26 protein-coding genes are annotated in these 26162 nt (G+C 69.5%); 8 read left to right on the top strand and 18 right to left on the bottom strand.

What is annotated here, in order from left to right:
- Positions 1–41 precede the first annotated feature (41 nt).
- Positions 42–1160: an aromatic ring-hydroxylating dioxygenase subunit alpha gene (locus VN461_06015; protein ID HXB54318.1), complete on the top strand. Its 1119-nt coding sequence runs from the start codon at positions 42–44 to the stop codon at positions 1158–1160.
- Positions 1157–1906, top strand: coding sequence for a PilZ domain-containing protein (locus tag VN461_06020; protein ID HXB54319.1), 750 nt, complete (start codon positions 1157–1159; stop codon positions 1904–1906). The genes VN461_06015 and VN461_06020 overlap by 4 nt, the downstream gene beginning before the upstream one ends.
- Before the next feature lie 9 nt (positions 1907–1915).
- Here VN461_06020 and VN461_06025 read toward each other — a convergent pair whose 3' ends face one another.
- Positions 1916–3037 carry an SDR family oxidoreductase gene (locus tag VN461_06025; GenBank protein ID HXB54320.1) on the bottom strand — a complete coding sequence of 374 codons (1122 nt, stop codon included), beginning with the start codon at positions 3035–3037 and terminating at the stop codon, positions 1916–1918.
- Positions 3038–3115: 78 nt separating this feature from the next.
- Positions 3116–4222 carry a 3-phosphoserine/phosphohydroxythreonine transaminase gene (serC, locus tag VN461_06030; GenBank protein HXB54321.1) on the bottom strand — a complete coding sequence of 369 codons (1107 nt, stop codon included), beginning with the start codon at positions 4220–4222 and terminating at the stop codon, positions 3116–3118.
- Between the two features lie 180 nt (positions 4223–4402).
- Here serC and VN461_06035 point away from each other — a divergent pair, with 180 nt between their 5' ends.
- Complete coding sequence (locus tag VN461_06035; protein HXB54322.1) at positions 4403–4624, top strand: helix-turn-helix domain-containing protein; 222 nt, start codon at positions 4403–4405, stop codon at positions 4622–4624.
- Positions 4625–4643: 19 nt separating this feature from the next.
- Here the strand turns inward: VN461_06035 and VN461_06040 are convergent, their stop codons facing one another.
- Together VN461_06040 and VN461_06045 are read right to left on the bottom strand one after the other, a co-directional pair.
- On the bottom strand, positions 4644–6068 hold the full coding sequence (locus tag VN461_06040) for a response regulator (protein HXB54323.1): 1425 nt from the start codon (positions 6066–6068) through the stop codon (positions 4644–4646).
- A 57-nt stretch (positions 6069–6125) separates the two neighbouring features.
- Complete coding sequence (locus tag VN461_06045) at positions 6126–6719, bottom strand: hypothetical protein (protein ID HXB54324.1); 594 nt, start codon at positions 6717–6719, stop codon at positions 6126–6128.
- 24 nt (positions 6720–6743) lie between these two features.
- On the opposite strand from VN461_06045, the gene VN461_06050 reads away from it, so the two are divergent.
- The gene (locus VN461_06050; protein ID HXB54325.1) at positions 6744–7661 is read left to right on the top strand and encodes an amidohydrolase family protein; all 918 of its coding nucleotides are present in this window, start codon (positions 6744–6746) and stop codon (positions 7659–7661) included.
- Between the two features lie 10 nt (positions 7662–7671).
- Here the strand turns inward: VN461_06050 and VN461_06055 are convergent, their stop codons facing one another.
- Together VN461_06055 and VN461_06060 are read right to left on the bottom strand one after the other, a co-directional pair.
- Entirely contained in the window at positions 7672–8748 is a 1077-nt protein-coding gene (locus tag VN461_06055; protein HXB54326.1) for an esterase-like activity of phytase family protein, read from the bottom strand.
- A 435-nt stretch (positions 8749–9183) separates the two neighbouring features.
- Complete coding sequence (locus VN461_06060) at positions 9184–9405, bottom strand: UXX-star (seleno)protein family 1 (protein ID HXB54327.1); 222 nt, start codon at positions 9403–9405, stop codon at positions 9184–9186.
- Positions 9406–9461: 56 nt separating this feature from the next.
- Here VN461_06060 and VN461_06065 point away from each other — a divergent pair, with 56 nt between their 5' ends.
- Genes VN461_06065 through VN461_06080 form a run of 4 tightly spaced genes read left to right on the top strand, consistent with a single transcriptional unit; the run spans position 9462 to position 11919 of the window.
- A complete protein-coding gene (locus VN461_06065) occupies positions 9462–10319 on the top strand; it encodes a 3-hydroxyacyl-CoA dehydrogenase NAD-binding domain-containing protein (GenBank protein HXB54328.1) in 858 nt (285 codons plus the stop codon).
- Positions 10320–10326: 7 nt separating this feature from the next.
- A complete protein-coding gene (locus VN461_06070) occupies positions 10327–11112 on the top strand; it encodes an enoyl-CoA hydratase-related protein (GenBank protein HXB54329.1) in 786 nt (261 codons plus the stop codon).
- Positions 11113–11121: 9 nt separating this feature from the next.
- Entirely contained in the window at positions 11122–11334 is a 213-nt protein-coding gene (locus VN461_06075; protein ID HXB54330.1) for a hypothetical protein, read from the top strand.
- 3 nt (positions 11335–11337) lie between these two features.
- Positions 11338–11919 carry a TIGR00730 family Rossman fold protein gene (locus tag VN461_06080; GenBank protein ID HXB54331.1) on the top strand — a complete coding sequence of 194 codons (582 nt, stop codon included), beginning with the start codon at positions 11338–11340 and terminating at the stop codon, positions 11917–11919.
- Between the two features lie 5 nt (positions 11920–11924).
- Here VN461_06080 and VN461_06085 read toward each other — a convergent pair whose 3' ends face one another.
- The 12 genes from VN461_06085 to VN461_06140 all read right to left on the bottom strand — a co-directional run bounded on the left by VN461_06085 (position 11925) and on the right by VN461_06140 (position 26091).
- The gene (locus VN461_06085) at positions 11925–13013 is read right to left on the bottom strand and encodes a hypothetical protein (protein HXB54332.1); all 1089 of its coding nucleotides are present in this window, start codon (positions 13011–13013) and stop codon (positions 11925–11927) included.
- Positions 13010–14641 (bottom strand): FAD-dependent oxidoreductase, encoded by a 1632-nt coding sequence (locus VN461_06090; GenBank protein ID HXB54333.1) that lies wholly within the window; start codon positions 14639–14641, stop codon positions 13010–13012. The genes VN461_06085 and VN461_06090 overlap by 4 nt, the downstream gene beginning before the upstream one ends.
- Before the next feature lies 1 nt (position 14642).
- Positions 14643–16769, bottom strand: a complete 2127-nt coding sequence (locus tag VN461_06095; GenBank protein HXB54334.1) for a M3 family metallopeptidase — start codon at positions 16767–16769, stop codon at positions 14643–14645.
- A 14-nt stretch (positions 16770–16783) separates the two neighbouring features.
- Complete coding sequence (locus tag VN461_06100) at positions 16784–18289, bottom strand: polyamine aminopropyltransferase (GenBank protein ID HXB54335.1); 1506 nt, start codon at positions 18287–18289, stop codon at positions 16784–16786.
- A gap of 26 nt (positions 18290–18315) precedes the next feature.
- Entirely contained in the window at positions 18316–18543 is a 228-nt protein-coding gene (locus tag VN461_06105) for a DUF350 domain-containing protein (protein HXB54336.1), read from the bottom strand.
- 1 nt (position 18544) lies between these two features.
- Positions 18545–18712, bottom strand: coding sequence for a hypothetical protein (locus tag VN461_06110; protein ID HXB54337.1), 168 nt, complete (start codon positions 18710–18712; stop codon positions 18545–18547).
- Position 18713: 1 nt separating this feature from the next.
- The gene (locus tag VN461_06115; protein HXB54338.1) at positions 18714–20537 is read right to left on the bottom strand and encodes a DUF4178 domain-containing protein; all 1824 of its coding nucleotides are present in this window, start codon (positions 20535–20537) and stop codon (positions 18714–18716) included.
- 95 nt (positions 20538–20632) lie between these two features.
- Positions 20633–20989 carry an S-adenosylmethionine decarboxylase gene (locus VN461_06120; protein HXB54339.1) on the bottom strand — a complete coding sequence of 119 codons (357 nt, stop codon included), beginning with the start codon at positions 20987–20989 and terminating at the stop codon, positions 20633–20635.
- A gap of 22 nt (positions 20990–21011) precedes the next feature.
- Positions 21012–22067: an SPFH domain-containing protein gene (locus VN461_06125; protein HXB54340.1), complete on the bottom strand. Its 1056-nt coding sequence runs from the start codon at positions 22065–22067 to the stop codon at positions 21012–21014.
- A 13-nt stretch (positions 22068–22080) separates the two neighbouring features.
- A complete protein-coding gene (locus tag VN461_06130; protein ID HXB54341.1) occupies positions 22081–22587 on the bottom strand; it encodes a hypothetical protein in 507 nt (168 codons plus the stop codon).
- Positions 22588–22784: 197 nt separating this feature from the next.
- Positions 22785–23693: an MBL fold metallo-hydrolase gene (locus VN461_06135; GenBank protein HXB54342.1), complete on the bottom strand. Its 909-nt coding sequence runs from the start codon at positions 23691–23693 to the stop codon at positions 22785–22787.
- 250 nt (positions 23694–23943) lie between these two features.
- Positions 23944–26091, bottom strand: a complete 2148-nt coding sequence (locus tag VN461_06140) for a fused MFS/spermidine synthase (protein HXB54343.1) — start codon at positions 26089–26091, stop codon at positions 23944–23946.
- Positions 26092–26162: the final 71 nt, after the last annotated feature.

Raw genomic sequence — 26162 nt, forward strand, 5'->3', positions numbered from 1 at the left:
AGCCAGCCGAAACGCCGGCCCGGGACCAGGCGGAGGATCCCATGGAGACGCCCCTGCCCGAGGTCGTCCGCGCCTATGACGCGGACGCGCCCTTGGAGCGAGCCCTCACCATCCCCGCTCCCTGGTACGTGGACCCCCGGGTCGCAGACCTCGAGCGGCGGGCCGTCTTTGGCGCGCATTGGCAGATGGCGGCCCGGGCAGACCAGCTCGGGGAGACCGGACAGTACGTGACCACGGAGGTGGGAGGAGAGCCGGTGGTGGTAGTGCGCGGAGGCGACGGCGTGCTCCGGGGCTTCTTCAACGTCTGCCGTCACCACGCGGCCGCGGTCATGACCGAGCCGGAGGGCCAGGCCGGCGTCCTGCGCTGCCCCTACCACGGGTGGACCTACTCCCTGGAGGGCGCGCTCCGGGGGGTGCCCGATTTCGACGGCGTCTGCGAGTTCGACCGCGCCCAGAACGGGCTCCTGCCCCTGGCCGTGGACACCTGGGAGGGATTCGTGTTCGTGAAGCTGGAGAGAGGTGGCCCCTCCCTGAAGGAGCACCTCGGGGGAATGGCCGACCTCGCGGCGCCCCTGGGCCTGGGCGGGCTCACCTTCGTGGAACGACGGGTCTACACGTTCAACTGCAACTGGAAGGTTTTCGTTGACAACTACCTGGACGGCGGTTACCACATCCCCCACCTCCACAAGGGGCTGAACAGCGTGCTCGAGTACAAGGACTACACCATCGAGACCGGCGAGCGCTTCTGCCTGCAGTCGAGCCCCCTGTCCGCGGGCGACGACAAGGCGGTGGCCGCGGTGCGGCGGGGCGAGAGGGCCCTGTATTTCTGGCTCCATCCCAACTTCATGCTGAACTGGTACGAGGGAGTGATGGACACCAACCTCGTACTGGCCCGGGGCCTCGACCGAACTCTGGTGGTTTTCGACTTCTACTTCGCCGACGTCTCGAAAGCCGCGGCGGAGCGGAACCGGAGGAGCATCGAGGTGGGCCAGGCTATCCAGGACGAGGACCAGGCGATTTGCGAGTCAGTGCAGCGCGGGCTCCGCTCGCGCGCCTACGGGGCCGGCCGCCTCTCTCTGCGGCGCGAGGCAGGCGAACACCTCTTCCACCGCCTCCTCGCCGCCGACCTTCGGGCGGGGCTTCCGGGTAGCCGGACGTGACAGGCGCAGAACGTCGCCAGTCGATCCGAATGGGGCTGGCCCTGCCCATGCGGGTGCAAGGCTTCGAAGCCGACGGGAGCACCTGGGAGGAGGCCACCACCACGGACGACATCTCCGAAGGCGGCTGCTCCTTCCCCGTCTCCCGCAAGGTGGAGTTGGGCCAGGTCCTCCTCCTGGTCATTCCCCTCCCCAAGCGGCTTCGTCAGTACGACCCTAACGAGAGCGCCTACCGGGTGTACGCCCTCGTCCGGGGCCTGGTCTACCGGCCCGACCACCCCCGGGTGGGGGTGATGTTCTTCGGCAAGTACCCCCCCCGGGGCTTCGAGGAGCAGCCGACTCTGCGCTACCGACTGCCCTCCGACCCCCCGCCGAATCCGGACGCCCCCGACTGGCCCGCGCCCGACGGGCCGGCTCCCCCTCCCGCCCCGGGGGCCACCGCCTCCGAGCGCCGCTCCTCCGCCCGCTACCACCGCCTGGTCGATTTCACCCTGCAGCAGGTGGACGAGTGGGGCACGGTGTTGCAGGAGGAGCTGACCGTGGCCGACAACCTGGCCAAGGGCGGAGCCCACGTGCTGACCTCCCTGGAATTCATGAAGGGGGACGTCGTCCTCTTGCGGCAAGCGGGCGGGGACTTCGACACCCGGGCCGAGGTGCGCGAGGTGGTCAGAGGCGAGGACGGGCTGCGCCGCCTGCACTTGAAGTTCCTGGACCGCGAGGCCCCCGACGGGTTGCTCCGGCCGCTCTGACCGCGCGCTTCAGATCATGGCTTCCCGGCGTACGGTGTCGCGCCGGGAGCGGTAGAAGGCCACCAGCCGGGGCACGTACTCCTCGAGGGGCGGGCACCGCACGCCGAGGGCCCCCAGGTCCCGGGTGGCCTCGGTCGCGTCGTGGCGCACGTCGTCGTCGAAGTACTCCAGGGCCTCGACCGGCATCCCGAAGAACCTCTGCACGACCGAGGGCCGGAACAAGAGGCGGGCCAGCCCCAGGGGCACGGGCACGTAGACGAACGTCTTGCCGAGAGCCCGGGCGAATATCTCGCTGAGCTCCCGGGCGGAGTGCGGATCAGGGTCGGTCAGGTGGTAGGTCTTGCCCTCGCTCATGGGCGCCGTGGAGAGGCGGGCCAGCGCTTCCACCACGAAATCCACGGGAACCACGTTCACGGTGCCGCGGCCGCGGCCCAGGCGGATGAAGGCGCCGGGGGAGGGCATCCTTTCCATAGCCCGCAGGACGAAGTAGGGACCATCGAACTTGCCCGTCTCCCCGGTGCGGGAATCCCCCACCACCACCCCCGGCCGGTAGATGGTGCGGGGCACCCGGCTCCGCACCACCTCCACCTCGGCCTGGAACTTCGTCTCCTCGTAATGGTTCTTGAAGCCCTGACCCACGTCCAGGTCCGACTCCCGGAAAATCCCCTTGGCCCGGCCGGAAACGTAGGCGGTGGAGACGTAGTGCAGGCGGGAGAAACGCGGGGCCTCCTGCAGGAACTCGAGGACGTTGCGGGTCCCCTCCACGTTGATGCGGCGGGCCACCTCCCGCGAGACCGCGAGGTCGTACACCGCGGCCAGGTGGTAGGCCTCGCGAAGGCGCCCCGGAAGGTCCCGGGCCGGGCCCGGATCCAGGCCCAGGCCTGGCCGGGTGATGTCTCCCCGCACCAGCCCGAGCCGGCCCTTTGTGCGGGGATGGGCGTCCGCGATGGCCCGGACCGCGGCCCCCGCCGGCTCGAGGAACTTCTCCTGCACCAGGCACTCGATCCGGGCCCGGGGCCTGAGCTCCAAGATCCGGGGCAGGAGGCGCAGGCCGATGAAGCCCGGGAAGCCGGTGAAGAGGATGGTCTCCGCCTCCTCCTGCTCTCGGTCGGGGCCGGTCGGCGGGGGCATCGGCCCTTATCCTATCCCCGGCCGCACGCCAACCCGGGAGGCGCCTTCAATCCGCCTCGACCTCCGCGGGGCGGATCGCTAGCCCTGCTTCCGCCGGAACTCGGACATGAACTGCGCCAGGGCCTCGACCGAGGCCAGGGGCAGGGCGTTGTAGAGCGAGGCCCGCAGGCCGCCCACGGAGCGATGGCCCTTCAGCCCGTCGAGGCCCTCCTCTGCCGCCTTCGTCAAGAACGCTCGCTCCGCATCCGTGGAGGGGAGTCGGAAGGTCACGTTCATGCGCGAGCGGCTGGGGACCTGGGAGTGCCCGCGGTAGAACCCGCCGCTCTCGTCGATGGCGCGGTAGACGAGGGCGGCCTTGGCCTCGTTGCGCCGGGCCGCGGCGGGGAGGCCCCCCTCCGCCCGCAGCCAGCCCAGGACCAGCCCCGCCACGTAGATGGCGAATGCGGGGGGGGTGTTGTAAAGCGACTTGTGCTCGTCCAGCAGCCGGTAGTCAAGGAGGGCGGGGAGGCGGGGGGGCGTGCGGGAGAGAAGGTCGCGGCGGATCATCACCACCGTGACGCCCGCGGGGCCGAGGTTCTTCTGGGCCCCCGCGTAGATCGCCCCGTATCGTCCCACCTCGAGGGGCCGACTCAGAAAATCGGAGGAGGCGTCGCAGGCGAGGGGCACGCCCGGAGGGGGAGCGGGCTCGGAAGACCACTGGGTGCCGTAGATCGTGTTGTTGGACGTGAAGTGGAGGTAAGCGGCCTGGGGATCGAGGCGCATCTCCTCCGCGGCGGGGATGCGGTCGAACTGGGTGGCCTCCGTGGAGGCGGCCACGCGCACGCGGCCCAGCTTCTCCGCCTCCTTGAGCGCGCCCTGGGACCAGTGGCCGGTAAGGATGTAGTCCGCGGAGGCGCCCGCGGGCCTCAGGTTCATGGGCAGCATCGCGAACTGCAGGGTGGCCCCTCCCTGCAGGAACAGCACCGCGTAGTCGGCGGGGATCCCCAGCAGCCCCCGCAAATCGGCCTCCGCCCCCGCGATGATCTCCTCGAACCAGGCCGAGCGATGGCTCATCTCCATCACGGACATGCCGCTGCCCGCGTGGTTCAGGAGGTCGGCGCGGACCCGCTCCAGAACGGGCACGGGCAGGGCCCCCGGGCCGGCGGAGAAGTTGTGGACGCGAAGGGCGGTCTGGGTAGCGGTCATCGACCCATTGTCGCATGCCCGGTCGCCGTCCCCCCCCCGCCCCCCCGGACAATTTTTTGGACGAAACCTTTAGCCCTCGGGGAACGTCTCATTCCCACAAAGGGGGTCCGTCCGGGCTCTTCTAGCCCACCGCGGACCGGCCCGCGCTTTAAGAGGGGAACCAGCACCGGGGGACCATTGATGGCAGAGGCTCAGAAGATGGACGCGCCGGGGCCCAACCTGAAGGAACGGCTCGAGGCTTACGAAAGGGAGTTGATCGAGTCCGCCCTGATCGCGACCGCGGGCAACCAGCGCCAGGCGGCGGCCCGTCTCGGCCTGTTGCCCACCACCCTGCACGAGAAAATGAAACGGCTGGGATTGCGCCCCGGTGTCCGCGCGGCGATCCAAGCCCGGGCCAGCTGAAGGAGGCCGCAGCCGCGGCCTAGTCGCCCACCCCCGGCCGTTCCGGGGCCGCCCGGTCCCGCCTCTTTTCGTCCAGCCGGCGGCACCCCTCAAGGAGGACCTGGCTGAAGGTCTGCCCGAGGGGTTGGCCGGGGCCGGGGTCGCCGGGAGCGAAGGAGAAGTGGCCTTCGCTGCAGGACACGAACTCGAAAACGGCGTCGGGGCCCGCGAGCGTGCCCGCTCTCGCCCCCACGATCTCGCCGTCGCGGAAGCTCACCTCTAGCCGCCGGTCCTCCGAACCCACGCTGAGCAGCCCGGTGAGTCGGCTCAAGTGGCACATCTGCAGGAGCCCGGGCGTGCCGATCACTTCCAGGCGTCCCTCCATGACCGGGCCCCGCCCGGCCGCGGGGCCGAGGTCGGAGTAACGCTTGAGGACGATCTGGATGCGGATGAGCAGCTCCCGGACGGGAGTGTCCTTGGAGAGGTACTCGTCGGCCCCCGCCTCCAGGCCGCGGTTCCGGTCCCGGTACTCGTCCCAACCGGAGAGGAAGATGAGGGGGGTGTGGCGCAGGAGGCTGTGCCCGCGCAGCCGGCGGCAGAACTCGATGCCGTCCACCCCGGGCATGGCCACGTCGGTGAGGACGAGCCAGGGACGCTTCTCCAGGGCCACCCGCAGGCCCTCCTCGCCATTGCCCGCCTCGTGGACGGTGAAGCCCCTCCGGGTGAGCGCATCCTTCAGGAACGTGCGGAAGATCCGGTTGTCGTCGACGACCAGGACCGTGCGCAGGGCCTCGGGAAGGGAATCCAGCTCGGGGAGGGCAGTCGGATCGCCGGGAAGACGGAGGGGGTTGTGGGAGGCGATCTGCTCGCGCTCGAGGTCCAGCTCCTGGAACTGGGCGCGCGCGTTCGCGCCGGTCTCGGGAGGGATCGTGCTCTCCAGCACCCGCCCGTCCTGGATCAGGGCCCGGCCCTCGCCCCCCTCGTGGGTGACGGTGAGCACGCCGCTGCGCGACTCGCGCCTCACCTGTTCGAGCAGGCCCGGAACCGCCTCCCCGCCCTCCTCCCGAACGCCCGACCGCTCGTGCCGGCCCCCGAGGACCCGCTCTACCTTGCGCAGGAGGATCTCGCGGGTGAACGGTTTGGTCACGTAGTCCACCACGCCGAAGCGGAAGGCCCGCACGCGCTCGCCAAAGTCCTTGTGGGCGGTCACGAAGACGACCGGGCAGCGGGCGGTCGTGGGGTCGGACTGGAGGGCCTTGAGCACGCCGTAGCCGTCCAAGCCGGGCATGGCGATGTCGCACAGGACGAGGTCGGGGGGATCCGGGCGCGCCAGCTCCAGGGCGCGGGTGGGCTCGCCCGTCGAGAGCACCGAGTAGCCCGCAGAGCGGAGGATGGTCTCGACCAGGAGCCGGATCTGCGGCTCGTCTTCAACCACCAGGATCTTGGCGGCGGTCTGGCCTGCCAAAGCGTCTCCTCCGATCCCAAGATTATCGCGCAACAGAGGCTCCGGGACGCGCTCTCCTCAGGGGCCGATGCGGCCGTCCCAAGAACGATCGCCATCGGTAAGGATGAGGCGGGCCCCCGGCCGCAGGGTCACCTGGGCGCCGGAGAGGCGCACCTCCACCCATTCGCCCCGCACCGAGACCCGGTCCGGGGTGGCCGCATCGTCGCCCCGCCACAGGCTGCGGCGGCGACCGTCGGGGCTAAGGGAGGCCAGGAACGCGGTGACCAGAGCCTGGGCGGGAAGGTTCTCGTCCTTGTCCGCCCCCAGGGCCACCACCCCGACCTCCAGGCGGTAGTCCGCGCCCGTGCGCAGGTCGCGTGGTCCCTGGTCGAGGCCGGTTGCCCGATCCCCGTCCGCGTCCAGGTAAAGAACCGCGCGGAGCCGGCCGGAGACGGGCTCGCCGGTCGGCAGGTAGAGGGCTTCCTGCACCGGGCGGTCCAGGGTCAGGCGCAGCACGAGGTCGCCCCGGTCGAGGGCGGCGTGCACCTCCACGATGCGGGCCTCGGGTCCCCGCTCCCCCTCCGCCTCGGTGGCGATCACGGGCGGCCGCGCCCCCCAGTAGAAGAGGGGTCGGCCCAGAGCGAAAGCGAGCAAGAGCACGGGGAGCAGCACGGTGGCAGAAGCCTAGCACAGCGGGTGGGGCGTGCTATCCTCACCGGCCGTGCCCATCGCTGCCGACGGAAACCGTCTCTCGCCCCCTCCCCGGCGGCGGCCGTGATCACCGACGCCCACATCCACGTCCAGCCCTGGTGGGAGATGAAGCCCGCCGTCCTCGAGGTCATTACCCGGGGCCGCCCCGACGTGGACGAGTTGCAGAAGATCATGAAGAGCCCGACCCACCTGCTGCGTCGCCTGGACGCGGACGGGATCGACCGCGCGGTGCTGGTCAACTACCCGAGCCCCGATCTCATGGGCTTCGGCCACAAGGTCAACGAGTACGTGACGGAGTACTGCGCGGCCGCACCCGACCGGCTCCTCCCCATGGGGGGGGTGCATCCCCGCTTCGCGGAGGACGCGGCGGCCGAGGTGCGACGCGCGGCCGGGCTGGGCGTGCGCGCCCTCAAGCTGCACCCGCCTCACATGGGGGTGGAGCCCAACGCGTACCTCCATGGGCTGGACGCCCTGCGCGCCATCTATGAAGAGGCCCAGCGGCTGCGCCTGCCCGTGATGATCCACACCGGGACCTCGATCTTCCCGGGGGCGCGAAGCCGCGCCGGCGAGCCCATGGCGGTGGATGACGTGGCCGTGGACTTCCCCGAGCTCACGATCATCATCGCCCACGGCGGACGGCCCCTCTGGATGGAGCAGGCCTTCTTCCTGGTCCGGCGCTTTCCACGGGTCTACATGGACGTGTCCAGCATCCCGCCCCGCAACATCCTGCGCTACTTCCCGCGCCTGGCCGAGATCGCGGACAAAGTGCTCTACGGCAGCGACTGGCCGGCCCCCGGGGTCCTGAGCATGGCCAAAAACCTGCGGGACTTCCAGGCCCTGGGCCTGTCCGCGGATGTGCAGGCGAAGATCCTGGAAGACAACGCCCGCAAGCTGTTCCCCTGAAGGCGACGTCTCAGTCGTTCTCTTCCAGGGTGAAGGCCAGCAGCAGCGTGCGTTGGGGGGAGCGCCGCCTTGGGCCCGGATCCCGCCGGCAGTTGTTGTCGTCGGAGAGGAGATAGACCCAGGTCTCCCCCTCCGTGCCCGGCCGGGCGTCGATCCCCTCGAAGTTGTAAAGAGAGAGCGGCTCGTCGAGGCGCGCGATCTCGCGGCCCTCGAGGTTGCCGGCTTCCAGGCTGGCCCGCTCGATCAGACGGATCCGGCCGGCCAGGGGCGGATAGCGACGCTCCAGGACCAGGACGTCCCCCGAGGGGAGCAGGGCGGCGCCCGTCGGGCGCAAGGCGGCCGCGGACCGGGCGCGATCGTAGAAGAGGGGAAAAGAGGTCAAGGACCAGGAACGGTCGCCGCCCAGCCAGGCGGTGGCGCCCTCGTGCTCGGGCGAGGCCACTTCGCCGATGGCGAGCAGGCGCCCGTCGGCCAGGCCGGTCATGGCCTCGATGCCGAGGTTGGGCTCCAGACGCGAGAACCCCGGGGCCTCGGGTAAGGCGGTGGCGATGCCCCTGAGCGGAGGCTCGCCCGGGGGATACCGCCAGAGCCGGTGCCGTCGCTCGAAGCTGACAATCAGGCTCCCGTCGGGCATCCGCGCCAGGCCCTCCGCATCCCCTTCATCGTGGGTCAGGGCAAGGTCCCCGGGAGCCCGCAACGGGCTCAGCTCGGGATCGCTCAGATCGGAAAGCCACCCCTCGCTCCCGTAGACGAGGGTGGCCTCGAACTCGTAGCCGCAATCGGAGATGGCGAGAAGACGCTGCCCGTTCCGACTCACGCGCAGATCCGAGAGTCCGCCGAAGTGCGCGTCGGGCGAGCTCAGCCAGAGCCCCCCCCGGTAGCGGAGGCTCCCCAGCTCGGCTTGGGCCGGCTTCACGGGGTTCAAGGGAACGGGTCTGACGTCGAGGGCGATGCGGGAGGCGCGCTCGCGGGGAAGGACCGCCACCAGACCGAGGACGACAACCGCCAGGACGATGAGGACGCGTCGAGCCCGGGCCCCATAAGCCCGGGGCGCGGGCCCGGGAGCGGGGGGTTCCTTCTCCGCCAATCCCCGCCCGGCTTCGGTCGCAGCGGCCGTGGTCACCGACACCCTAGACTTTGAAGAGAAAGCGCTTCCGGGCGGGCCTGACCCTTCGTGTGCTCGCCCAACCGCATCTCCGATTATCTCCCCCGGAAAGACGCCCCGTCTGCCGGTCATGAATCGGCCCGGGTCCGACCCCCCGGGCGCAGGGACCGTGGGGAGAACAAATGGCGAATGATGGGTCCCGGCCTTCGAAACGCGAGGACACTCTCGGCTTCGAAGGGCAGGCGCACCGTCTTCTTTGACCTTTGGGCGGGCGCGTCGGTTGGCTGGGTTTTCGCGCGGCGACGCCGGAAGGCCTCGTGGGCATCAGATCACAGGGGAGCGTGCGCCTCGCGGCTCCTTGCGCCGCGAGCGGTTTCTTCGACGAGCAGGAGGCCCGACCGGCCTCCCCTAGACCCCTCAGGTCCCCCCGTAGCCGATGGTGATCCCGCCATCTTCCAAGATCACGGGAACCTGGCGGACGCCCTTCGAATGGCCGAGCATCTCCTCCAGGTCCGGGGCCGACCGCTTAACATTGCGGTAATCGACCCGGTAGCCTCTGCCGGCGAAGGCCTCACGGGCCTCGGCGGTGTAGGGTCAGTTGTCCTTGCCGTAGATCACGACCCGGCGGTCGGCGCTCATGCCCCAGTATACCGGCCTCGCGGTCGGGGGACAGGCTTGGGGTATTATCTGGCCCCGTGGTCATCGAGAGCGTGGCCGTGGTGGGCTCCGGCCTCATGGGTCGGGGGATAGCCTACGCCGCTGCCCTGGGCGGCTTCCCCACCGCCCTGCACGACGTTTCCCGGCCCGCCCTGGAACAGGCCCTGGCCCAGATCCGCCGCGACCTGGACGAAGGGCTCGCCCGGGGCAAGGTCTCCGCGGAGGAGGCCGCGGCCGCCATCGCCCGCATCTCCCCCGAGCAGGAGCTGGAGGGGGCGATCGCCACCGCCGGCTTCGTGGTGGAGGCGGTACCCGAGGAGATCGGCCTCAAGCTGCGCACGTTCGCGCGTCTGGACGCGCTCGCCGCCGAGCACGTGGTCCTGGCCACCAACACCTCCGCCCTCTCCATCACCGAGATCGCGGCTGCCACCCGCCACCCCGGGCGTGTGATCGGCATGCATTTCTTCAACCCCGTCCCAAAAATGAAGCTGGTAGAGATCGTGCGGGCCCTGGAGACCACGGAGGCCGCGGTCGCGGCCGCCACCGAGGTGGCCCGCCGGATGGGGAAAGAAACCGTGCTGGTCAAGGAGTCGCCGGGCTTCGTCACCTCGCGCATCAACGCCTTGATCGGCAACGAAGCCTTCTTCATGCTCCAGGAGGGGGTGGCCTCGGCCCGGGACATCGACAAGGCCTTGAAGCTCGGCCTCAACCACCCCATGGGGCCGTTCGAGCTCGTGGACCTCGTGGGCCTGGACACGCGCCTGGCCGTCCTCGAGTTTCTGCACCGAAGCCTGGGCGAGAAATACCGCCCCGCCCCCCTCCTCGTCCAGCATGTCAAGGGAGGCCGCCTGGGCAAGAAGGCCGGCCGGGGCGTCTACGATTACGACGGGAGCTAGGCCGCCCATGTCCTACCGCAACCTCGTCTTGGCGCTGGACGGAGCGGAGGGGGCACGCGTGGCGACCCTCACCGTGAACCGCCCCGAGGTGCGCAACGCCCTCGACACGGAGACGGTGGCGGAGTTCCATGCTGCCCTGGAGGCGGTGCGGGCCGAGCGGGCCACCGTGCTCATCATCACCGGGGAGGGGGACAAGGCCTTCGTCTCGGGGGCGGACATCCGCGCGATCCGCGCGCGTCGGCGCGACGACGCCCTCGCCTCCGTGAACTCCCGGCTCATGTCCGCGGTTGAGAACCATGACGCGATCTCGATCGCGGCCGTGAACGGCTACGCGCTGGGGGGCGGCTGCGAGCTGGCCCTGGCCTGCGACCTGCGCCTGGCCGCCGACACCGCGGTCTTCGGCCTGCCCGAGGCCAGCCTCGGCATCATCCCGGGGGCGGGCGGCACCCAGCGCCTGCCCCGCGTGGTCGGCTTGGGCCGGGCCAAGGAGTTGATCCTGACCGGGGCCCGCTGGGACGCGCGGCAGGCGCTGGCCTACGGGCTGGTCAGCCAGGTGGTGGCCCCGTCGGCCCTCATGGCGGCGGCGCGGGCGATGGCGGAGCGGGTGCTCCTTCTGGGTCCCCTGGCCCTCCGCCTGGCCAAGGCCGCCCTCAACGCCTCCAGCCAGGTGCCGCTCTCCGCCGGCCTGCTCTATGAGTCCACAGCCCAGGCCATCACCTTCGAGTCAAAGGACAAGATGGAAGGAACGGGGGCGTTTCTGGAGAAGCGGAAGCCTCGTTTCACGGGCGAATAGGAGACTCCTATGCGGAATTTCGGCGGGATTCTGATGATCCTTGGCATCCTGGGCTTCTTCTACAGCGCTTCCCAGCTGTCCAAGTACGACCCCGTGCCCGATGGCCTCAGCATCGGCGACACCATGAAGCTACCCGCCGGCCGGTGGGACATGGGCCGCTACGTTTGTGCGGCTGCGGGCGGCTTCGGCCTCCTCATGGCGCTCTACCCCAAGGGGCGATAAGGCGTGCGTCGGGTCTGCGTCTTTTGCGGCTCGAGTCCGGGCCGGGACCCGAGGTACGTCGCGGCCGCCCGGGAGCTGGCCGGGGCCCTGGCCGCCCGCGGACAGGGGCTCGTTTTTGGGGGCGGGAGCGTGGGCCTCATGGGCGTGCTCGCCGACGCCCTGCTCGCGGCGGGAGGCGAGGCCTTGGGCGTGATCCCCCACGGCCTGGTCGCCCGCGAGATCGCGCACCCGAGCCTCACCGAGATGCGGGTGGTTCCCAGCATGCATGCGCGCAAGGCCCTCATGGCGGAGCTGGCCGATGCCTTCGTGGCCCTGCCCGGCGGCTTCGGCACCTTCGAGGAGCTCCTGGAGATGGTGACCTGGGCGCAGCTCGGCATCCACCGCAAGCCCATTGGCCTGCTCAACGTGGCCGGCTACTACGATTCCCTGATCGCGCTCGTGGACCACGCCGTGCGCGAGGGCTTCGTCTCCCCCACCAACCGCGGCCTCATCCTCGTGGACAGCGAGCCCGGTCCCCTCCTGGAGCGGCTCGCCGCCCACCGGGGCCCGGCGGGACCGGAGTGGGTCATGCCCGACGAGGCCTGAGCGGCTCAGAATCCGAGGTGGCGCGCCAGGTCCGGGTTCTCGGGACGGACCCGCCAGATCCAGGCGTCGAGCGCGTAGTGCGTGGCCTGGGGTAGGGCCAGAAGGGGCACCAGCAGGGCCAGGGCGGCCGGCCCCAAGAGAATGGCGGGGCCGGGGAAGAGCGCCGCGCGCTCGTGCCAGACGAAGCGATCCCACGCCCATTCTTCGAACCAAGCCGCGGCCAGGAGGGGGGCGAGGTAGAGGGGCCAGGCCCCCGCCCGGAAGAGCGGGGCCACCGCCGCTCCCGAGCCCGCAAAGCGCGCCCGCCCGTAGATCCAGACCAGGCCCAGATAGGGCAGGCCATGGACGAGCACGTTGGTCACGGTGAAAGCGTAGTCCGAGTTCAGGGCCACGATCCCCACGTACCACGACAGCCAGGTCGTGACCACGATGAGGTTCTTGCCCGCGCTCACGGGCCGGCCGCTGAGGAGGAGCTGGGCCTGGCGCAGGACGTAGGCGGCGGTGATGGCCAGGTGGAGGGGCCACAGGAGCTCCGCCGACCCCTTGGGCAGCCCGGGGAGGAAGTCTCCCTCGATGAACCACTCGAACTCTCGGGGCAGGTGGGCGTGCCAGTAAAGAAGCGGGTAGAGGGTGGCGCTGTATATGGCCGCGTCGTCAAGCACGCGGTCGAGGCGGGAGCGCACGCCCAGGCGACGGCGGTAGAGGGCGACCCAGCCGTACTGCTGGCGCACAAAATGGACGACGGCCAGGTAGGCGAGCACCCGCCAGAACAGCGTGGCCGAGCCCGAGTAGAGCAAGACGCCGATCCCGTAGGCAGCCACGGGGAGGCCGAGATAGAGACCCGGCCGCCGCCGCACCTCCGCGGGGTCCAGGTAGACCCGATAGGCGGTGGCCCAGACGTGGGCCACGTCGACGAAGAGGACCGTCGCCACCCACGTCCAGAGCGGCAGCGCCCCCGCCAGGCGCCCGTGTGCTTTCCCCCAAAGCAGGAGGGCGAAGGCGAGGAGGGCCGAGCCACCGAAGACGGCCACGTCCCAGCGCGCGGAGACGAGCCAGGGGCCGGGGGCGGGGCGCGGAGCCACGCTCGTGGTCACGCCGCCCAGCTCGGGAGGGTGTGCCCCCGCTCCTTGAGGATTCCCTCCGCGGCCCGGATCCCCCAATACTGCGCCTCCTCGAAGAGGGCCATTCCGGAGAGGTCGGTGTGGGCGAAGCGGACGCGGCCCAGCGGGCGCCCGGAGGCGGCGAGGGCCTCGCTCCAGCAGAAGCCGGGCCGCGGCCGCACCATGGCGTGGCCCCAGAGATAGACGTCGATCCGCTCCACGAGGTCGCGCAGGTCGGGGTGGGCGGGCCGGAGATCGTCCAGGATCACGGTCACCCACTCTTTCCAGGCGGTGGAGAGCAGCCGTGCGCGGGCCCGACGCGTGTCGTCGTCGACCAGAGGCAGGTAGTAGGTGAGGACGGTTGGCCCATGGTCGCGACCGGATTGGTGGGTCGCCACCACGTAACCGAGGGAGGGGCTGTCAAAGAGGACATTGTCCCAGGCCAGGGGAAAGCCGCGGGAAAGGGGGCGGTCGCGGAGGGTAAGGTTGGCCACCATCCAGGAGCCGTAGACGGTCTCCTTAAGATGAGCGGGCGGCGACGCACGGTAAGGCGTAAGGAGGGGAGCGGCCAGGAACCGGGGCAGGGCGAAGACGACCTGATCCGCGCCCAGCGCCACCGCGCGACCCTCCGCCTCGTCGTAGTACGTCACCCGGACGCCGTCCGGGCCGGGATCGACCTCCGTCACGGTGGCCCCCAGCCGCAGGCGCTTCCCCACCCCTCTGGCCAGATGGCTCACCAGCCGGCCGTTGCCCTCGGGCCAGGTCAGGAACTCCGCCGGCTCCTCCTCCCCCTTCTCGTTCAGGAGGCGGGCCGCAAAGTAGTGAATGCCGGCCCAGGCCGAGGTCTGGCCGAGGTGGGCCCCGAAGTCGTCGCGGCAGCCGTATTCCACGAACCAACGCAGGGCGGGCGAGGTAAAGCCCCGCTGGGCGAGGTACTCGGCCATGGAGAGGCGGTCGAGGGCGCGCACCTCCCCCGCATCCGAGCCGCGGGCCCGGGGCAGAGCGAAGGCGCGGCGCCCCGCGGCGTCGCGCCAGCGGGACCACCGCCGCATGTCCTCCTCGAAGGCTTTGAGCTGGGCGAGGTCGTCCGCGCGGGCGGTCGCCCGCGGAAAGAGCCCCTCGTGCCATTGGCCGCGGAGGAAGAGCCGCTCCTGCGGCTCCCGGCAGAGGACCTCCTCGGCGTAGACCGGCCGTCCCCGGGCATCCCGGCCCCTCACCGCGCCCACCTCCTCCAGGAGCGCGACCAGCGCGTGGTTGTCGGGGGAAGGGACGGGCACGTAGTGAGCGCCCCAAGGGTAAGCCGTGACCGGTCCGGCGCCCGCGCGGGCGGTGCCCCCCGGCGCATCCTCCAGCTCCAGCATAAGAAAGTCGTGAAAGCCCGCCCGGTCCAGGGCCCAGGCCGCGGACAGACCGGCTACCCCCGCCCCCAGGATCGCGACCGCCACCTCCTCGCGCCGCGAGGCCGGCGGCCGGAAGCCATCCCGGATCCGGTGGCCACGACGGTGGGAGCCGCCCACGATCGCGCCTTCGATTCTGGCCCCGCTCCCCCCGCGCCCTGTCCCGCAGGCGGCCAAGCCGAGACCGGCCAGGCCCCGGAGCACGTCCCGACGGGACAGGCCCACCTCAGCGCGCGCTGGAAGGACCGCCGATGCCGAGCGATTCGAGGAGCGGTTGGTTGGAGCGCTCGCGGCCCAGGAAGGTCCTGACCAGGTCCTCCGCGTCGCGGGAGCCGCCCGCGGCGTAGACGTCGTTCCGCAGGCGCATCCCCACCTCCTCGCTCAGGAATCCGTCTTTGGATTTCTCGAAGGCGGTGGCCATGTCCTCCGCGATGGCCTTGGACCAGAGATAGCCGTAATAGCCCGCGTCATAGCCGACCAGGTGGCCCCAGTAGGCGCCGAAGTGGCTGCCCTCGGGGGGGGCCAAGAACACATCCGCGAACGTCTGGTTGAGGATGGCCTGGGGGTCCTTGGGCTGGCCGGCCACGGGGGCCGCGTGCAGGCGCAGGTCGCCGAGGCCGAGGGCGAGCTGGCGGCAATAGTCGGTGCCGCTGGTGGCGAGCCGGGCCTCCTTCAGCCTCTTGATGACGGCGGCGTCGATCTTGCGGCTGGGGTCCCGGTAGTCGGCGGCAAAGCGGTCGAGGATCGCGGGGGCCCAGGTCCAGGCCTCCAGCATTTGGGAGGGGGCCTCCACGAAGTCGCGGGGGACATTGGTGCCCGCGAACTGGCCATACTTGGCCCGGGTGAGGATGGAATGCATGGCGTGGCCGAATTCGTGGAAGAGGGTCTCCACCTCCGCGTGGGTGAGGAGGGAGGGACGGTCTTTCCCGGGGGCGGTGAAGTTGCAGATGAGGGCCACCACCGGCCGTTGGTAGAGGCCGTCCGCTCGGAGCTTGCCGTCGATGATCGGGAATTCCGCGAAGTGGTTGAACTTCCCGTCCCGGGGGAAGAGGTCGAGGTAAAAGGTGCCCAGGGGCTCCCCCGAGGCGGCGTCGGTGACGACCCAGAGGGTGACGTTCTCGAACCAGGGGGCGGGGTTCTCGATCTGCTCGAATTTGAGCCCGAAGATCCGCTGGTACACCTCGAACATCCCCGTGAGGCAGCGCTCCATGGGGAAGAAGACGCGAAGGGCCTCCGCGTCCACGTTGTGCTCTTTCTTCTTGAGCTGGTTCTCGTAGTAGCGCCAATCCCAGCTCTTTATGGTGGCGTCCCGGCCGCCGGTGTCCGCCGCCTTCATGGCCGAGAAGCGGGCCAGCTCGGCCCGGAACTTGGGCTGCAGACCCCGGTTCAGGTCCTCCAGGAAGCCCTGGGCCCGGGCCCCCGTCTTGGCCATGCGGGGTTCGATCTGGTAGTCGTCCCAGCTCTTGTAGCCGAGCAGGGCGGCGATCTGGTCGCGCAGGCCGACGATCTGCGCGAGCAGGGGCCCGTTCTCCGCCTGGGCCAGGGTGGAGCGAGCCTCGTCGAACCGGCGGCGGGTGGCCTCCCGCCGCGCATTCTCCCCCACCATGATCGCGTGGGGAGTGACGTTGGCGAGAAGGTCGTAGGTCCCTTCCTTGTTCTTCACCCCTTCGAGAAAGGTCTCGGGGACGCACTCCAGCTCCTCGCGGGTGAAGGTGACGACCTTCTTCGCGTTCGTGATGTTGACTTCGAAGTCGTTGGAGAGGCGGGCGAGCTGCTTCTGCAGGGCCTCCACCCGGTCGCGCGTAGCACGGTCGAGGTGCAGCCCCGCCCGGCGGTAGTCCCTCATCGTGTCCTCGAAGAGCTTCAGGTCTTCCCCCGCGAGGGGAGGCCGCTTTTTGGATCGATAGGCTTCTTCGAAGGCCCGGCAGGCCTTGTAGACGTCCTCGCGGTAGACGACACCCACCGACCACTCCTGCAGGGCCACCAGCTGCTGCCCGGCCGCCTCCCGCAGAGACTTGTCCGTCCGCGTCTCCTTCATGAGGAGGAGCCGCTCGGCGGCGAGAGAGACGGGGTAGCCGATGGCGTCGAGGGCGGCGATGGTGCTCTCGAAGGTGACCCGGGCCGGATCCTGAGCGGCCAGGGTGGACAGGTGTCGATCCGCCTCCGCCATCGCTCCCTTGGCGCTTGCCTCCACCTCGGCCGGGGTCTGCTCGAACCGCGGCAGCTCGAGCGCGGCCCGGGCCCGCGCGGCGGCGGCCTGGAAGTCGGCCAGGGTGCGGAGCTTCCGCGGCTCTGCGCCCGCGATACGCGACACGGCGACGACCACGAACAGGGCGATGAGTACGGCACGCATGGAGTGTTCTCCTTTCAGTTCCAGTGGCGCCACTCCTCTTCGTAGTAGCGCACCAGGGCCTGGTTGTTCAGACGGTTCACCTCGGTGGGGACGGGTGCCATGTCGGGCCCCAAGATGAAGAGCGAGGCCAGCGTTTCGGGGTCGAGGTAGCGCAGGCCGGGGATGACCGCGCGGGGCGGGTCGAAAGGCCGGAGGGCGGCCAGAGCGTAGCCCCACTCGCCGAAGGAGGGGACGAGGGCGTGGTAGGGCCGCACGTGGAAGCCCGCGGCCTCCAGGGTCCGCGCGATGCACCAATACGACTTGCGGGCCATGAGGGGGGACGTGCTCTGCACGGCCAGCGCCCCCTCCGGGTCGAGGTGCCTGGCGACCAAGGCGTAGAAGCGGGTGGTGTAGAGCTTTCCCAGGGAAAAGCTGTGGGGATCGGGGAAGTCCGCGAAGGCGGCGTCGAAGAGGCCATGGCTGGTCTCCTCTCCCAGCCAGACGAGGGCGTCCTCGTTGACCACGTGCACCCGGGGATCCAGGAGCGATCCTCCGTTCAGCTCGCGCAGCATCGGGTTCTCCACCGCCAGGCGGGTCATCTCCGGGTCGAGATCAACCAGTTGAATTTCTTTCACGGAATCGTGCTTCAGGATCTCACGAACGGCGAGGCCGTCGCCTCCGCCCAGGACCAATACCCGCTGGGCGCGGGGAACCAGGGCCAAGGCGGGATGCACCAGGGCCTCGTGGTAGCGGTACTCGTCCACGGATGAAAACTGCAGGTTCCCGTTGAGGAAGAGCTGGAAATGGTGCCGCGAGCGCGTGAGGACGATCCGCTGGTAGCGGGTGCTGCGGGCGAAAACGACCGTGTCCGCATAGAGCCCGTCTTCCGCGAGCTCCGTAAGATGGTCGCCGTAGGCGAATCCGGCCAGGAGGGCCAGGGTCACGGCCAGGCCCTTGATCCTGAGGTCGCGGACGGCGGGCAGCAAGGGAGCGAAGAGCCAGGTCGACCAGAGCCCCACCCCTGCGTTGGCCAGGCCCAAGAGGAGGGAGGTGCGCACGAGACCGAGCTGCGGCACGAGGAAGATGGGGAACAAGAGCGAGGCCAAGAGGGCGCCCAGGTAGTCGAAGGTGAGAACCTTGGCCACCAATTCCTTGAAGTCGACGGTCTCGCGGAGGATCCGCAACACGAGCGGGATCTCGAGCCCCACCAGGGCCCCCACCAGGAGCACCACCCCATAGAGCACGGGTCGAAAGAAGTTGGGCAGGTGGGCGAAGGAGAGGAACAGAATCGGGGCCGAAGCCCCCCCCAGGAGCGCCACCGCCAGCTCGATCTCCACGAAGCGCCGAACGAGGCCCCGTTGGACGTAGCGGGACAGGTAGGAGCCCAGGCCCAGAGCCGAGAGGTAGACGCCGATGACGATGGAGAACTGGGTGACGGAGTCGCCCAGTACGTAGCTGGCCAGGGTCCCCGCCACCAGCTCGTAGACGAGCCCGCAGGCGGCCACCACAAGGACGGTCAAATAGACGAGGGGAGAGCGCATGGGGAGCGAGGTTCAGCGCCTCCCGCCTAGCCCCGGATGGCCGCGGAGATGATCATCGAGAGCCCGAGGATGAACGCGCCCAGGATGATGCCGAGGCCGACGTTGTGATCCTCCGCGATCTCCTTGGTGAGCGAGAAAGGGAGGATCTTCTCGATGATCCAGAATGCCCCAAAAAGAACCAGGCAACCCAGCAGGGAGTAGAGCACCGAGTCCAAAACCGGCCGCGCATGGTTGGCGATCCATTGCTCGATCACTTCACTTTCCTCCTGTCCAGTAGTAGTAGGAACGGTAGCCGCCGGGGGACTGTCGCACGCTGGCGGGGACGAGCCCCCGGCGGGGAGAGCCGAAGTCCCAGCCCTTCCAGGTGGCGAGGCTATAGCCCCCGAGCACGATCACCGCGAACACGGTATACGCGAGCTTCATGCTAGTCGTCTCCCCCTCCCCCCCTCGTAAACCAGGGATGGTCGCTGTCGCTCCACCGCTGCGACTCGAATCGGAAGTGCCGCCAGGCCAAGAAGAGGGGCCAAGCGGCGAGGGCCAGGAGGGCGAGGACGATCTGGTGGACGCGGGGGACATGGCTGCGCACGCTGACCTCGTAGCCCTGGGGCGGGCGACCCGCCTCCCATTGCGGGGCCAGGCGCATCACGTAGCGCCCCGCGGGCACCGCGGCCACGTAGGCAACCCCCTCCCTCCCCCCTTCCGACCAGGACCCATCGCTGTCCACGCCCGTGTAGTACGACACCTCAAGGTCGAACTCGTCCAGCCCTCCCGTCTCATCGTTGACGAGGGCCCCGTCCAGGTAGAGCCAGGAGTTGTTGACGGGGGCCCGGACCCGGACCTCCAAGTTGCCTTCGTCGGGGACCACGAAGGGATCGGTGAAGAGAGCTGCCTCCGGCGAGCCCGGCGCCGCAGTGCGGGGGATGCTCACCGACTCCTTGAGGAGAGGATGCCCGCCCGAAACTGTGAAGCCCAGGAAGAGAAGGACGGCTACGGCCAGGCCGAGAAGGAAGCGCGCATAAACGTGCCGGGCCTCGTGGAAGGGCGGCGGCTGGTGGGGCGCGATCCCCTGGGGCTCCGGAGGGCTCCCCGTGAGGCCGAACGCTTTCCAGATCGCCTCCCCCCCCGCGTACGTGCCCAGGCTCCAGTTGAGTTCCGTCCGGGTGCCCTCCCTGGAAAGCATGAGGGGAGGGCAGATGTAGTCCGCGGTGTCCGTCTCGTCTCCCCGCGCCACCGCCCAGTAGAACTCCCCCAGGACGTGGTCCACGCGGGCAGTGCCGCCCTGGAAGTGCCGGAAGGACTGACCCCGGTACTCCTTTCGCGACATACCGTTGATCACGTCCCCCGCGTTCACGGGCTCCACGAATGACCAGTGGCCCTTGGCTTCCACCAGCCAGCGGAAGCCGTGGCGCGGCTCGTAGAGGAGGTACTCGTCCCAGGGGTAGCGCACTCCTTCCGCGGTGACGGAGCGCTGCATGAAGCCGATGACCGTCCATTCGATGCCCGCCCATCGGCCCGTCGATCCCAGGGGAACGAGAGGCGTCACCGGCGGGTGGGAAAGGGCCTCGAGCACGGCCAAGTCCCGGGTGGCGTCGAGCAGGGAGCCGCAGTAGGGACAGGCGATGCGCTGGGCCTGGTCGGGGGCGTGGATCTCCAGGGGACCACCGCATTTCGGGCAGGAGAGAGCCGCCACCGCGACTTTCGTCCGTCGCTCCTCGTCGCTCCGGGTCCGGGTGAGGCCCAAGTCCTCGATGGCCACTTCCCGGCCCACGAACAGGGCTTCCGCGGTGGCGCCCGTGCCGTAGTCGAGGGTGCCGAACTGCCCGCCCGGCCCGGAGAGGTCGGCGTAGCGCAGCATGCTGCCCGGCGCCACGTCGAAGGGCAGCTCGCCCTCAGCCGTCACGAAGCGGGCTTCGCCGGCCTCGATCACCACGAACGTGCCCGGGGGGCCGAGATCCAGGGTCTGGCCCACCCGGAGGTCGCCAAAGTGGGGCGCGGGCGGCACCGGGACCCGTCCCAAGTAGTGGAACTTCCCCTGCGATTCCGAGAGCCAGGCCCAGGTGCCGTCGCGGAAGCCCAGGAGCCACTCGTCCCAGGCGCCCGTGCCATAGTCGAGTTGCAGCCGGCCCACGAGGTCGAAGCGCGGGGCGCCCTCGTACCCGCCCTCTTGGCCGAGGGCGAGCACGGAAGAGGTTGGGATCAGCTCCGCGACTTTGCCGTAGGCAGCCAGGTCCGCTCCCTTGCGAGCCACCGCCACTCCGCAGTGGTCACAGATCCGGAGCAGGGATGAACCTAGCCGGAAGACGAGGGGGCCTCCACAGGAGGGACACCGGCCCTCGTACCCGCTCACACCTCTCCCCGCGGGCAGGAGCGCACAAAGACCCGGCTCGCCTTTAGGACCTCGGTCAGGCGCTCTTCCCAAGGCCAGGGGTCGCGGGGACGACAGCAGTAGAGGTTGAACCCGGCAAAGCCCCGCTCCGGGAAGGTGTGGCACGCGAGGTGCGACTCCGTCAGGAGGAGAAGGCCGGTGACCCCGCCTCCATCCGGGAAGACCCGCCACTGCGCGTCCCCCGCCGGGCGCAGCCCCAGATCCTGCACGATGCGATCAAAGATCCCGGCCAGGAGGTCGCGCGACCTTAGGGCAGCGGGCGCGCAGCCGTGCGCGTCCACCAGCCACTCCACGCCGAGGGGGACGGGCGTCACACTGAGGCCGGTGGACGGCGCTTCAGAGCTTCACCTCCGCGACCTTCCCGTCCTCGAAGATGACGGTGAGGTCGGCGTAGGTCCAGCGAGCCTTGTTGCCGAAGACCACCTCTCCCTGGGGGGCACCAAAGAGGCCGCGCACCTCGTCGAAGCTCATGCCGGGCTTGATCTCGCGGCGACCGCCGGCAGCCGCGGGCGCCGGGCCGGGCCCCGGACGCGCACCCGAGCCCGCCGCCCCCGCCATGGCCCCCGCGATCATCTGCGGCATCATCATCCCGATCCCCGCCCCCAGGCCGAGGCCGGCCGTGCTCCCTGTCTCCCCGGGGTTGTTGGCCGCCGCTTCCACCGCCCGCGCCGCCTTGAACGCCATGTACCGCTGCACGTCACCCACCGCGCCCATGCCCGCCCGCTCGTCGATCATCTTCTCGACCTCTTCGGGCGGGGTAATGGCCCCGATGAGGAAGTCCACCAGCTCCAGGCCGTACTTGCCAAAGTCATCCGCCACCCGGCCCTTGAGCGCTCCCGCCAACTCGTCGTAGTGGCGCGGCAGGTCCAAGATTGTCTTCAGGGTCTCTCCCAGGAGGTCGTTCAGGCGGGCCACGCAAATGTCACGGAGGAAGTCCTCGATGGCATCCGTCGAGTATTGGCCGCGGGTCCCCACGAGCTGGGCCAGGAAGATCCCAGGGTCGGCCACGCGCATGGAAAGGCGGCCGAAGGCGCGTAGACGCACCATCGACAACTCGGAGTCGCGGAAGGCGATGGGCTCCTTGGTCCCCCACTTCATGTCGGTGAAGGTCTGGCGGCTGATGAAGTAGACCTGGGCCTGGAAGGGGGAGGTGCCGCCGAAGGCTATCTTCAGGAGCCGGGTGAGGAGGGGTAGGTTCAAGGTGGTGAGGGTGTGACGTCCCGAGGCAAAGGTGTCCAGGGCCTTCCCATCCCGGAAGAAGGTCGCCCATTGGTTGTCCTGCACGATGAGCTGAGCGCCCAGCTTGATGTCCGCGGAGCCGGAGGGCGGCTCGCGATGGACGATCTCGCGGCCGGAGTCGTCGAAGTGCTGGATGACCTCGAGCAGCGCCATTTGCCGTCCTCCCTTACTGGATGCCGCTCAGGATCGCCTCGCGATCGCCGAGGCGCGCGTCGAGGGCGTCGAGGGCGGCCAGGAAGGACTGGACCCCGGCCCCCCCCGCTGGGCTCCCCGCCGCTTGCACGGCCGAGCGGGCCGCATCCACCCCTCCCAGGAGGGAGAGGTCGAACGCATAGATCCGATCCAGCGCGGCCTCGTCTACCTTGACGGTGGCGAAGAAGCCGGCGTAGCCGCGATCCGCGTAGCGGATGCGGGCCACCACCTTGTCCAGCCGTTTGCGTGCGGTCTCGATGTCGTTGATGCCGTCGAGGGCGCCGGACCGGCTGGCCGCGAGGGCCAGCCCGTCGAGGATCTTTTTGGCCTCTTCCAGCCGTGCGGAGAGGTACTCCCTCTGTAGGCGATCGGCGTCGCGCCGCAGTTCCTTCTCCCGGTAGCCCTTGAAGCCCGGGATCTCGTTCGCGATCTGCTCAAGGGCGTTTTGTCCGCCCCGCGCCTTGTTGAGGATGGGCTCCATGTTCCCCCCGTTTTGCCACATCGTCGGATCACGCCACGTTCTTGCCGCCGCGCCTCACGCCGGGAACCAATGCCTTAGTTTATGCCAAGATCCGCCGACGGGGGCCCCCAGAGGGGGTCCTGTCTAAGGCGACCGCGCCCACGGGGCATCCACCCAACAGACTCGAGTCCGCGAGGCATGCCGCGAGCAGTCTCCGTTCACTTCCCAATCGGCACATCCAGTTTGTCGCTCGCAAACGCAACCGGCCCCGCATAGGACGCCCGAATCGAGTCTTGCACCGCCGCCTTCTGCCTCTCTACGTCTGGAGCAATATGGCTCAGGAGCACGCTCTTTACGCCGCTCTCGCGCGCGGCCTCGCCGATCTTCCTGGGCGGGGTGTGCAGATCGTACAGTTGTGAGGGCGAAGCCGGAGGGTCGAGCACGGCACAGTTGAAGATCAACAGGTCCGCGTTCTTCGCTAGTTGCACCAGATTCGGCAGCGCAGACGCGTCCATGTCTCCCGAGAAAACCACCGCCGCACTCCCGAGGGAAATCCGGTAGGCCACCGACGGACAGTCGCCGTGATGGGTGGCGATTTCCTCCACCACCAAACCATCCTCATCCAGAATTGTCGTGCGCGGGGAATCGAGGCGGATGGCCAGATCGCGAACCGCAAACGATTCCCGCACGCCAAATGTCTTCTGATATGCAAACGCGCCGCCTTCTCCCACCAGCAAGCTTATGAATCGTGACGTCTTGGGGAAGAGTCCTGCCCCGTCGGGGCCGAACACCCGGTAGGAGATTGGGCCGTCACTGGTGAGCGCGCGCGCGTTGAAGAACGCGGCCAGGTCTCCGCTGTGATCGATATGCAGATGTGTCAACAAGACCGTGTCGGCCTTGTCCAGCGCCAGGCCCAATTCGCCGATTCGCAAGAACGCTCCCGGCCCGGCATCCACCAGAATCCGCGGCCTTCCTCCCACCAAGACGATGTAACTGGACCCGGCCCGGCCGAACGCCCGTGGCCCGCCCGAGCCTAGCACCACAACTTCCAACCCAGATCTTGCAGGAGTGGCTAGCAGACAGGTCGGGAGCAAGGCGACCGTGGCCAGCGCCGTCAGTGTCTTCATGGTCGTTCCTTCCGCCTTAGCAACCGGATGCCGCTTCAGTCAGGTTAGCACTCAGCGGTAGGGGTCTCACCCTGACCGGCAACGTAAGGATGGCCCCTCAACGTGATGGCGACATATGGAACCGGTTAGGGTCCGGAGGGGTGTCAGAAGCCTTTTCTCACCGGCTCCGGCGACTCCGCTCTCGCGAACTCCCGATTGAGTCGCGTCAGGAAACGGCCCCGCTACCCAAGCGGGCGCAGCGGAGCGCCGTTCATCGGAACTTGACCACCCGCAAGAGGTTGCTGTAGGTGTCGGTCCACAGCGGCAGCCGGCGGTCGGTGACGTCGAGGTCCTCCTCCGCTTCCCGGACCTCTGGGGGGCCCAAGTCCGCTTCCTCGCGCGCGAGCAGGATCCAATCCGAGGACCACACCGAGCTCCCGGACTCGTCGGAGTCCACGAGCGCGGCCCGGAGCCCGAGCGCCCCCGCCAGGCCGCGGACCACCGGCTTCAGGTCCAGGTACTTGTTCGAGACGTGAACGGCCAGCACTCCTCCCCCCGGCCGCAAGTGCGAGAGGTAGAGGGCGAAAGCCTCGCGCGTGATCAGGTGGACGGGTATGGAGTCGCTGCTGAAGGCGTCCAGGGCGAGGACGTCGAAGTTCTGGGGGGGCTCGCGCTCGAGGGAGAGGCGGGCGTCTCCGAGCACGGTCGTCACCTGCCCGGGAGCGTCCTGGAGGAAGGTAAAGACCGGATGGGGACCCGAGGACAGCCGCACGACCTCCGGGTTGATCTCGTAGATGCGGAAGGTGTCACCGGGTCGGGCGTAGGCGGCCAGCGTCCCCGTCCCCAGGCCGACCACCCCGACCCGCAAGGGCTGGCCCGCCTCGCGCCGGGCGTGGTGCTCGAGCATGAGACCTACCCCGCTCGTCGGCCCATAGTAAGTGGTGGGCTCGCGCCGGCGGGCGGGGGCAGTGAGCTGCATGCCGTGGGTGATTCGGCCGTGCCGGAGCCTCAGGGTCTCATCCTCCGTCCCCTGGTCCTCCCGTATCACGCGCAGCACGCCGAAGAAGTTCCGAACCACGACCTCGGAGTCGCTGACGGCATCCGCGGCCAGGCGCTCTAGGCTGACCCCCAGGGCTACGAGCGCGGAGGGAAGGATGAGTCGCAGCGTCCACACCCGCCAGCGAGCACCCTGGTGGAGCCAGGAGGAGCGGTCGAGGAGAACCACCACTGCCACCAGGGCGGGACCGGCGAAAAGCGCGCAGTGCAGCTCCCAGAAGGCCGGGAAGATCCTGGGGGCGACCAAGCCGGTCAAGATGCCCCCCGCCGCTCCCCCCGCCGCGACGGTCAGGTAGAACGACGTGAGGTGACGGGCGGCAGGCTTGAGGCTCACCAGCTCGCCATGGCAGGCCATGCAGTAAGCCCAGAGCACAAAAGAGTAGATGCCGATCTGCTGGGGGACCTTCAGGCTGGTCCCCCGGGTGAGCGCCGCCACCGCCGCCCCCGCGGCCAGGGCCAGGAGCATTACCCAGAACCAGCGCCGGTAGAACCCCTCATACTCGAAACAGAGGATGAAGGAGAGCAGGTACAGGATGAGCGGCAACACCCATAGAAACGGGATCACGGCCACTTCCTGGCAGATCTGGTTCGTCACCGCCAGCAGCATGATGGAGGCGACCGCGGCCAGGAAGAACCAGAGGATTCGGCGGGAGACCGCCGGCCCTGCCTCGTCCCCTGGCGGTGGGGGGGTGGCACGCGGAGGGGATGGGGGCGGCAACCGGCCCACGAAAAGCGCGGTCGCGGCACAACCGGCCGCGAAGACGGCGAATCCGCCCCCCCACAGCCACCCCTGGGCACCCAGGGGGAAGACCGGCTCGAGCAGGAACGGGTAGCTCAGGAGCCCGAGCAGCGAGCCCAGGTTGGAGAGCGCGTAGAGGCGGTAGGGGGAGCGGCCCGGCCAGGCCCGGGTGAACCAGCTCTGGAGGAGGGGCCCCGTCGCGGAGAGGACCAGATAGGGCAGGCCCACGCTGAGCGAGAGGAGGGTAAGGATTTTCGTCACCGGGGCCTCGCCGGGGCGCGGCTTCCACGCATCCCCGGGGGTGAGGGGAGAGGGCCAAGCGAGGGCGCGCCAAAGGAGCAGGCCCACGGTCAGGCCGAGCACGAGCAGGTGCACCGTCCGCTGGCCACGGAGGGGGAGCTTCTCCGAGAGCACGTGAGCGTAGAGGTAGCCCAGAAGCAGCCCCACCTGGAAGAAGAGCATGCAGGTAGTCCAGACCGCGGGGGCCCCCCCGAACCAGGGCAGGACCTCCTTGCCGAGGATGAACTGAACCTGGAAGAGCAGGAAGGCGCCGAGCCCGATGGCGGCGGCGAAGAGGTACCGGTCGCGGTGGGGGTGGGGGTGGGGTGCGGGGAGAGAGCTCAAGCCGCGGGTATTCTACGCCCGCATCGCGTTTGCGGGTCGGGGAGCCGGAGGCTAGACTTTCCCGTCCCCAC

It is taken from the genome of Vicinamibacteria bacterium (genome assembly GCA_035570235.1).
Taxonomy (GTDB): domain Bacteria; phylum Acidobacteriota; class Vicinamibacteria; order Fen-336; family Fen-336; genus DATMML01.

Excerpts from the sequence above, each read along its gene's own strand:
- VN461_06015 (HXB54318.1), top strand. The coding sequence starts at position 42 with ATGGAGACGCCCCTGCCCGAGGTCGTCCGCGCCTATGACGCGGACGCG.
- VN461_06025 (HXB54320.1), bottom strand. The coding sequence starts at position 3,037 with ATGCCCCCGCCGACCGGCCCCGACCGAGAGCAGGAGGAGGCGGAGACC.
- serC (HXB54321.1), bottom strand. The coding sequence starts at position 4,222 with ATGACCGCTACCCAGACCGCCCTTCGCGTCCACAACTTCTCCGCCGGC.
- VN461_06035 (HXB54322.1), top strand. The coding sequence starts at position 4,403 with ATGGCAGAGGCTCAGAAGATGGACGCGCCGGGGCCCAACCTGAAGGAA.
- VN461_06070 (HXB54329.1), top strand. The coding sequence starts at position 10,327 with ATGTCCTACCGCAACCTCGTCTTGGCGCTGGACGGAGCGGAGGGGGCA.
- VN461_06075 (HXB54330.1), top strand. The coding sequence starts at position 11,122 with ATGCGGAATTTCGGCGGGATTCTGATGATCCTTGGCATCCTGGGCTTC.
- VN461_06095 (HXB54334.1), bottom strand. The coding sequence starts at position 16,769 with ATGCGTGCCGTACTCATCGCCCTGTTCGTGGTCGTCGCCGTGTCGCGT.
- VN461_06100 (HXB54335.1), bottom strand. The coding sequence starts at position 18,289 with ATGCGCTCTCCCCTCGTCTATTTGACCGTCCTTGTGGTGGCCGCCTGC.
- VN461_06110 (HXB54337.1), bottom strand. The coding sequence starts at position 18,712 with ATGAAGCTCGCGTATACCGTGTTCGCGGTGATCGTGCTCGGGGGCTAT.
- VN461_06125 (HXB54340.1), bottom strand. The coding sequence starts at position 22,067 with ATGGCGCTGCTCGAGGTCATCCAGCACTTCGACGACTCCGGCCGCGAG.
- VN461_06130 (HXB54341.1), bottom strand. The coding sequence starts at position 22,587 with ATGGAGCCCATCCTCAACAAGGCGCGGGGCGGACAAAACGCCCTTGAG.
- VN461_06135 (HXB54342.1), bottom strand. The coding sequence starts at position 23,693 with ATGAAGACACTGACGGCGCTGGCCACGGTCGCCTTGCTCCCGACCTGT.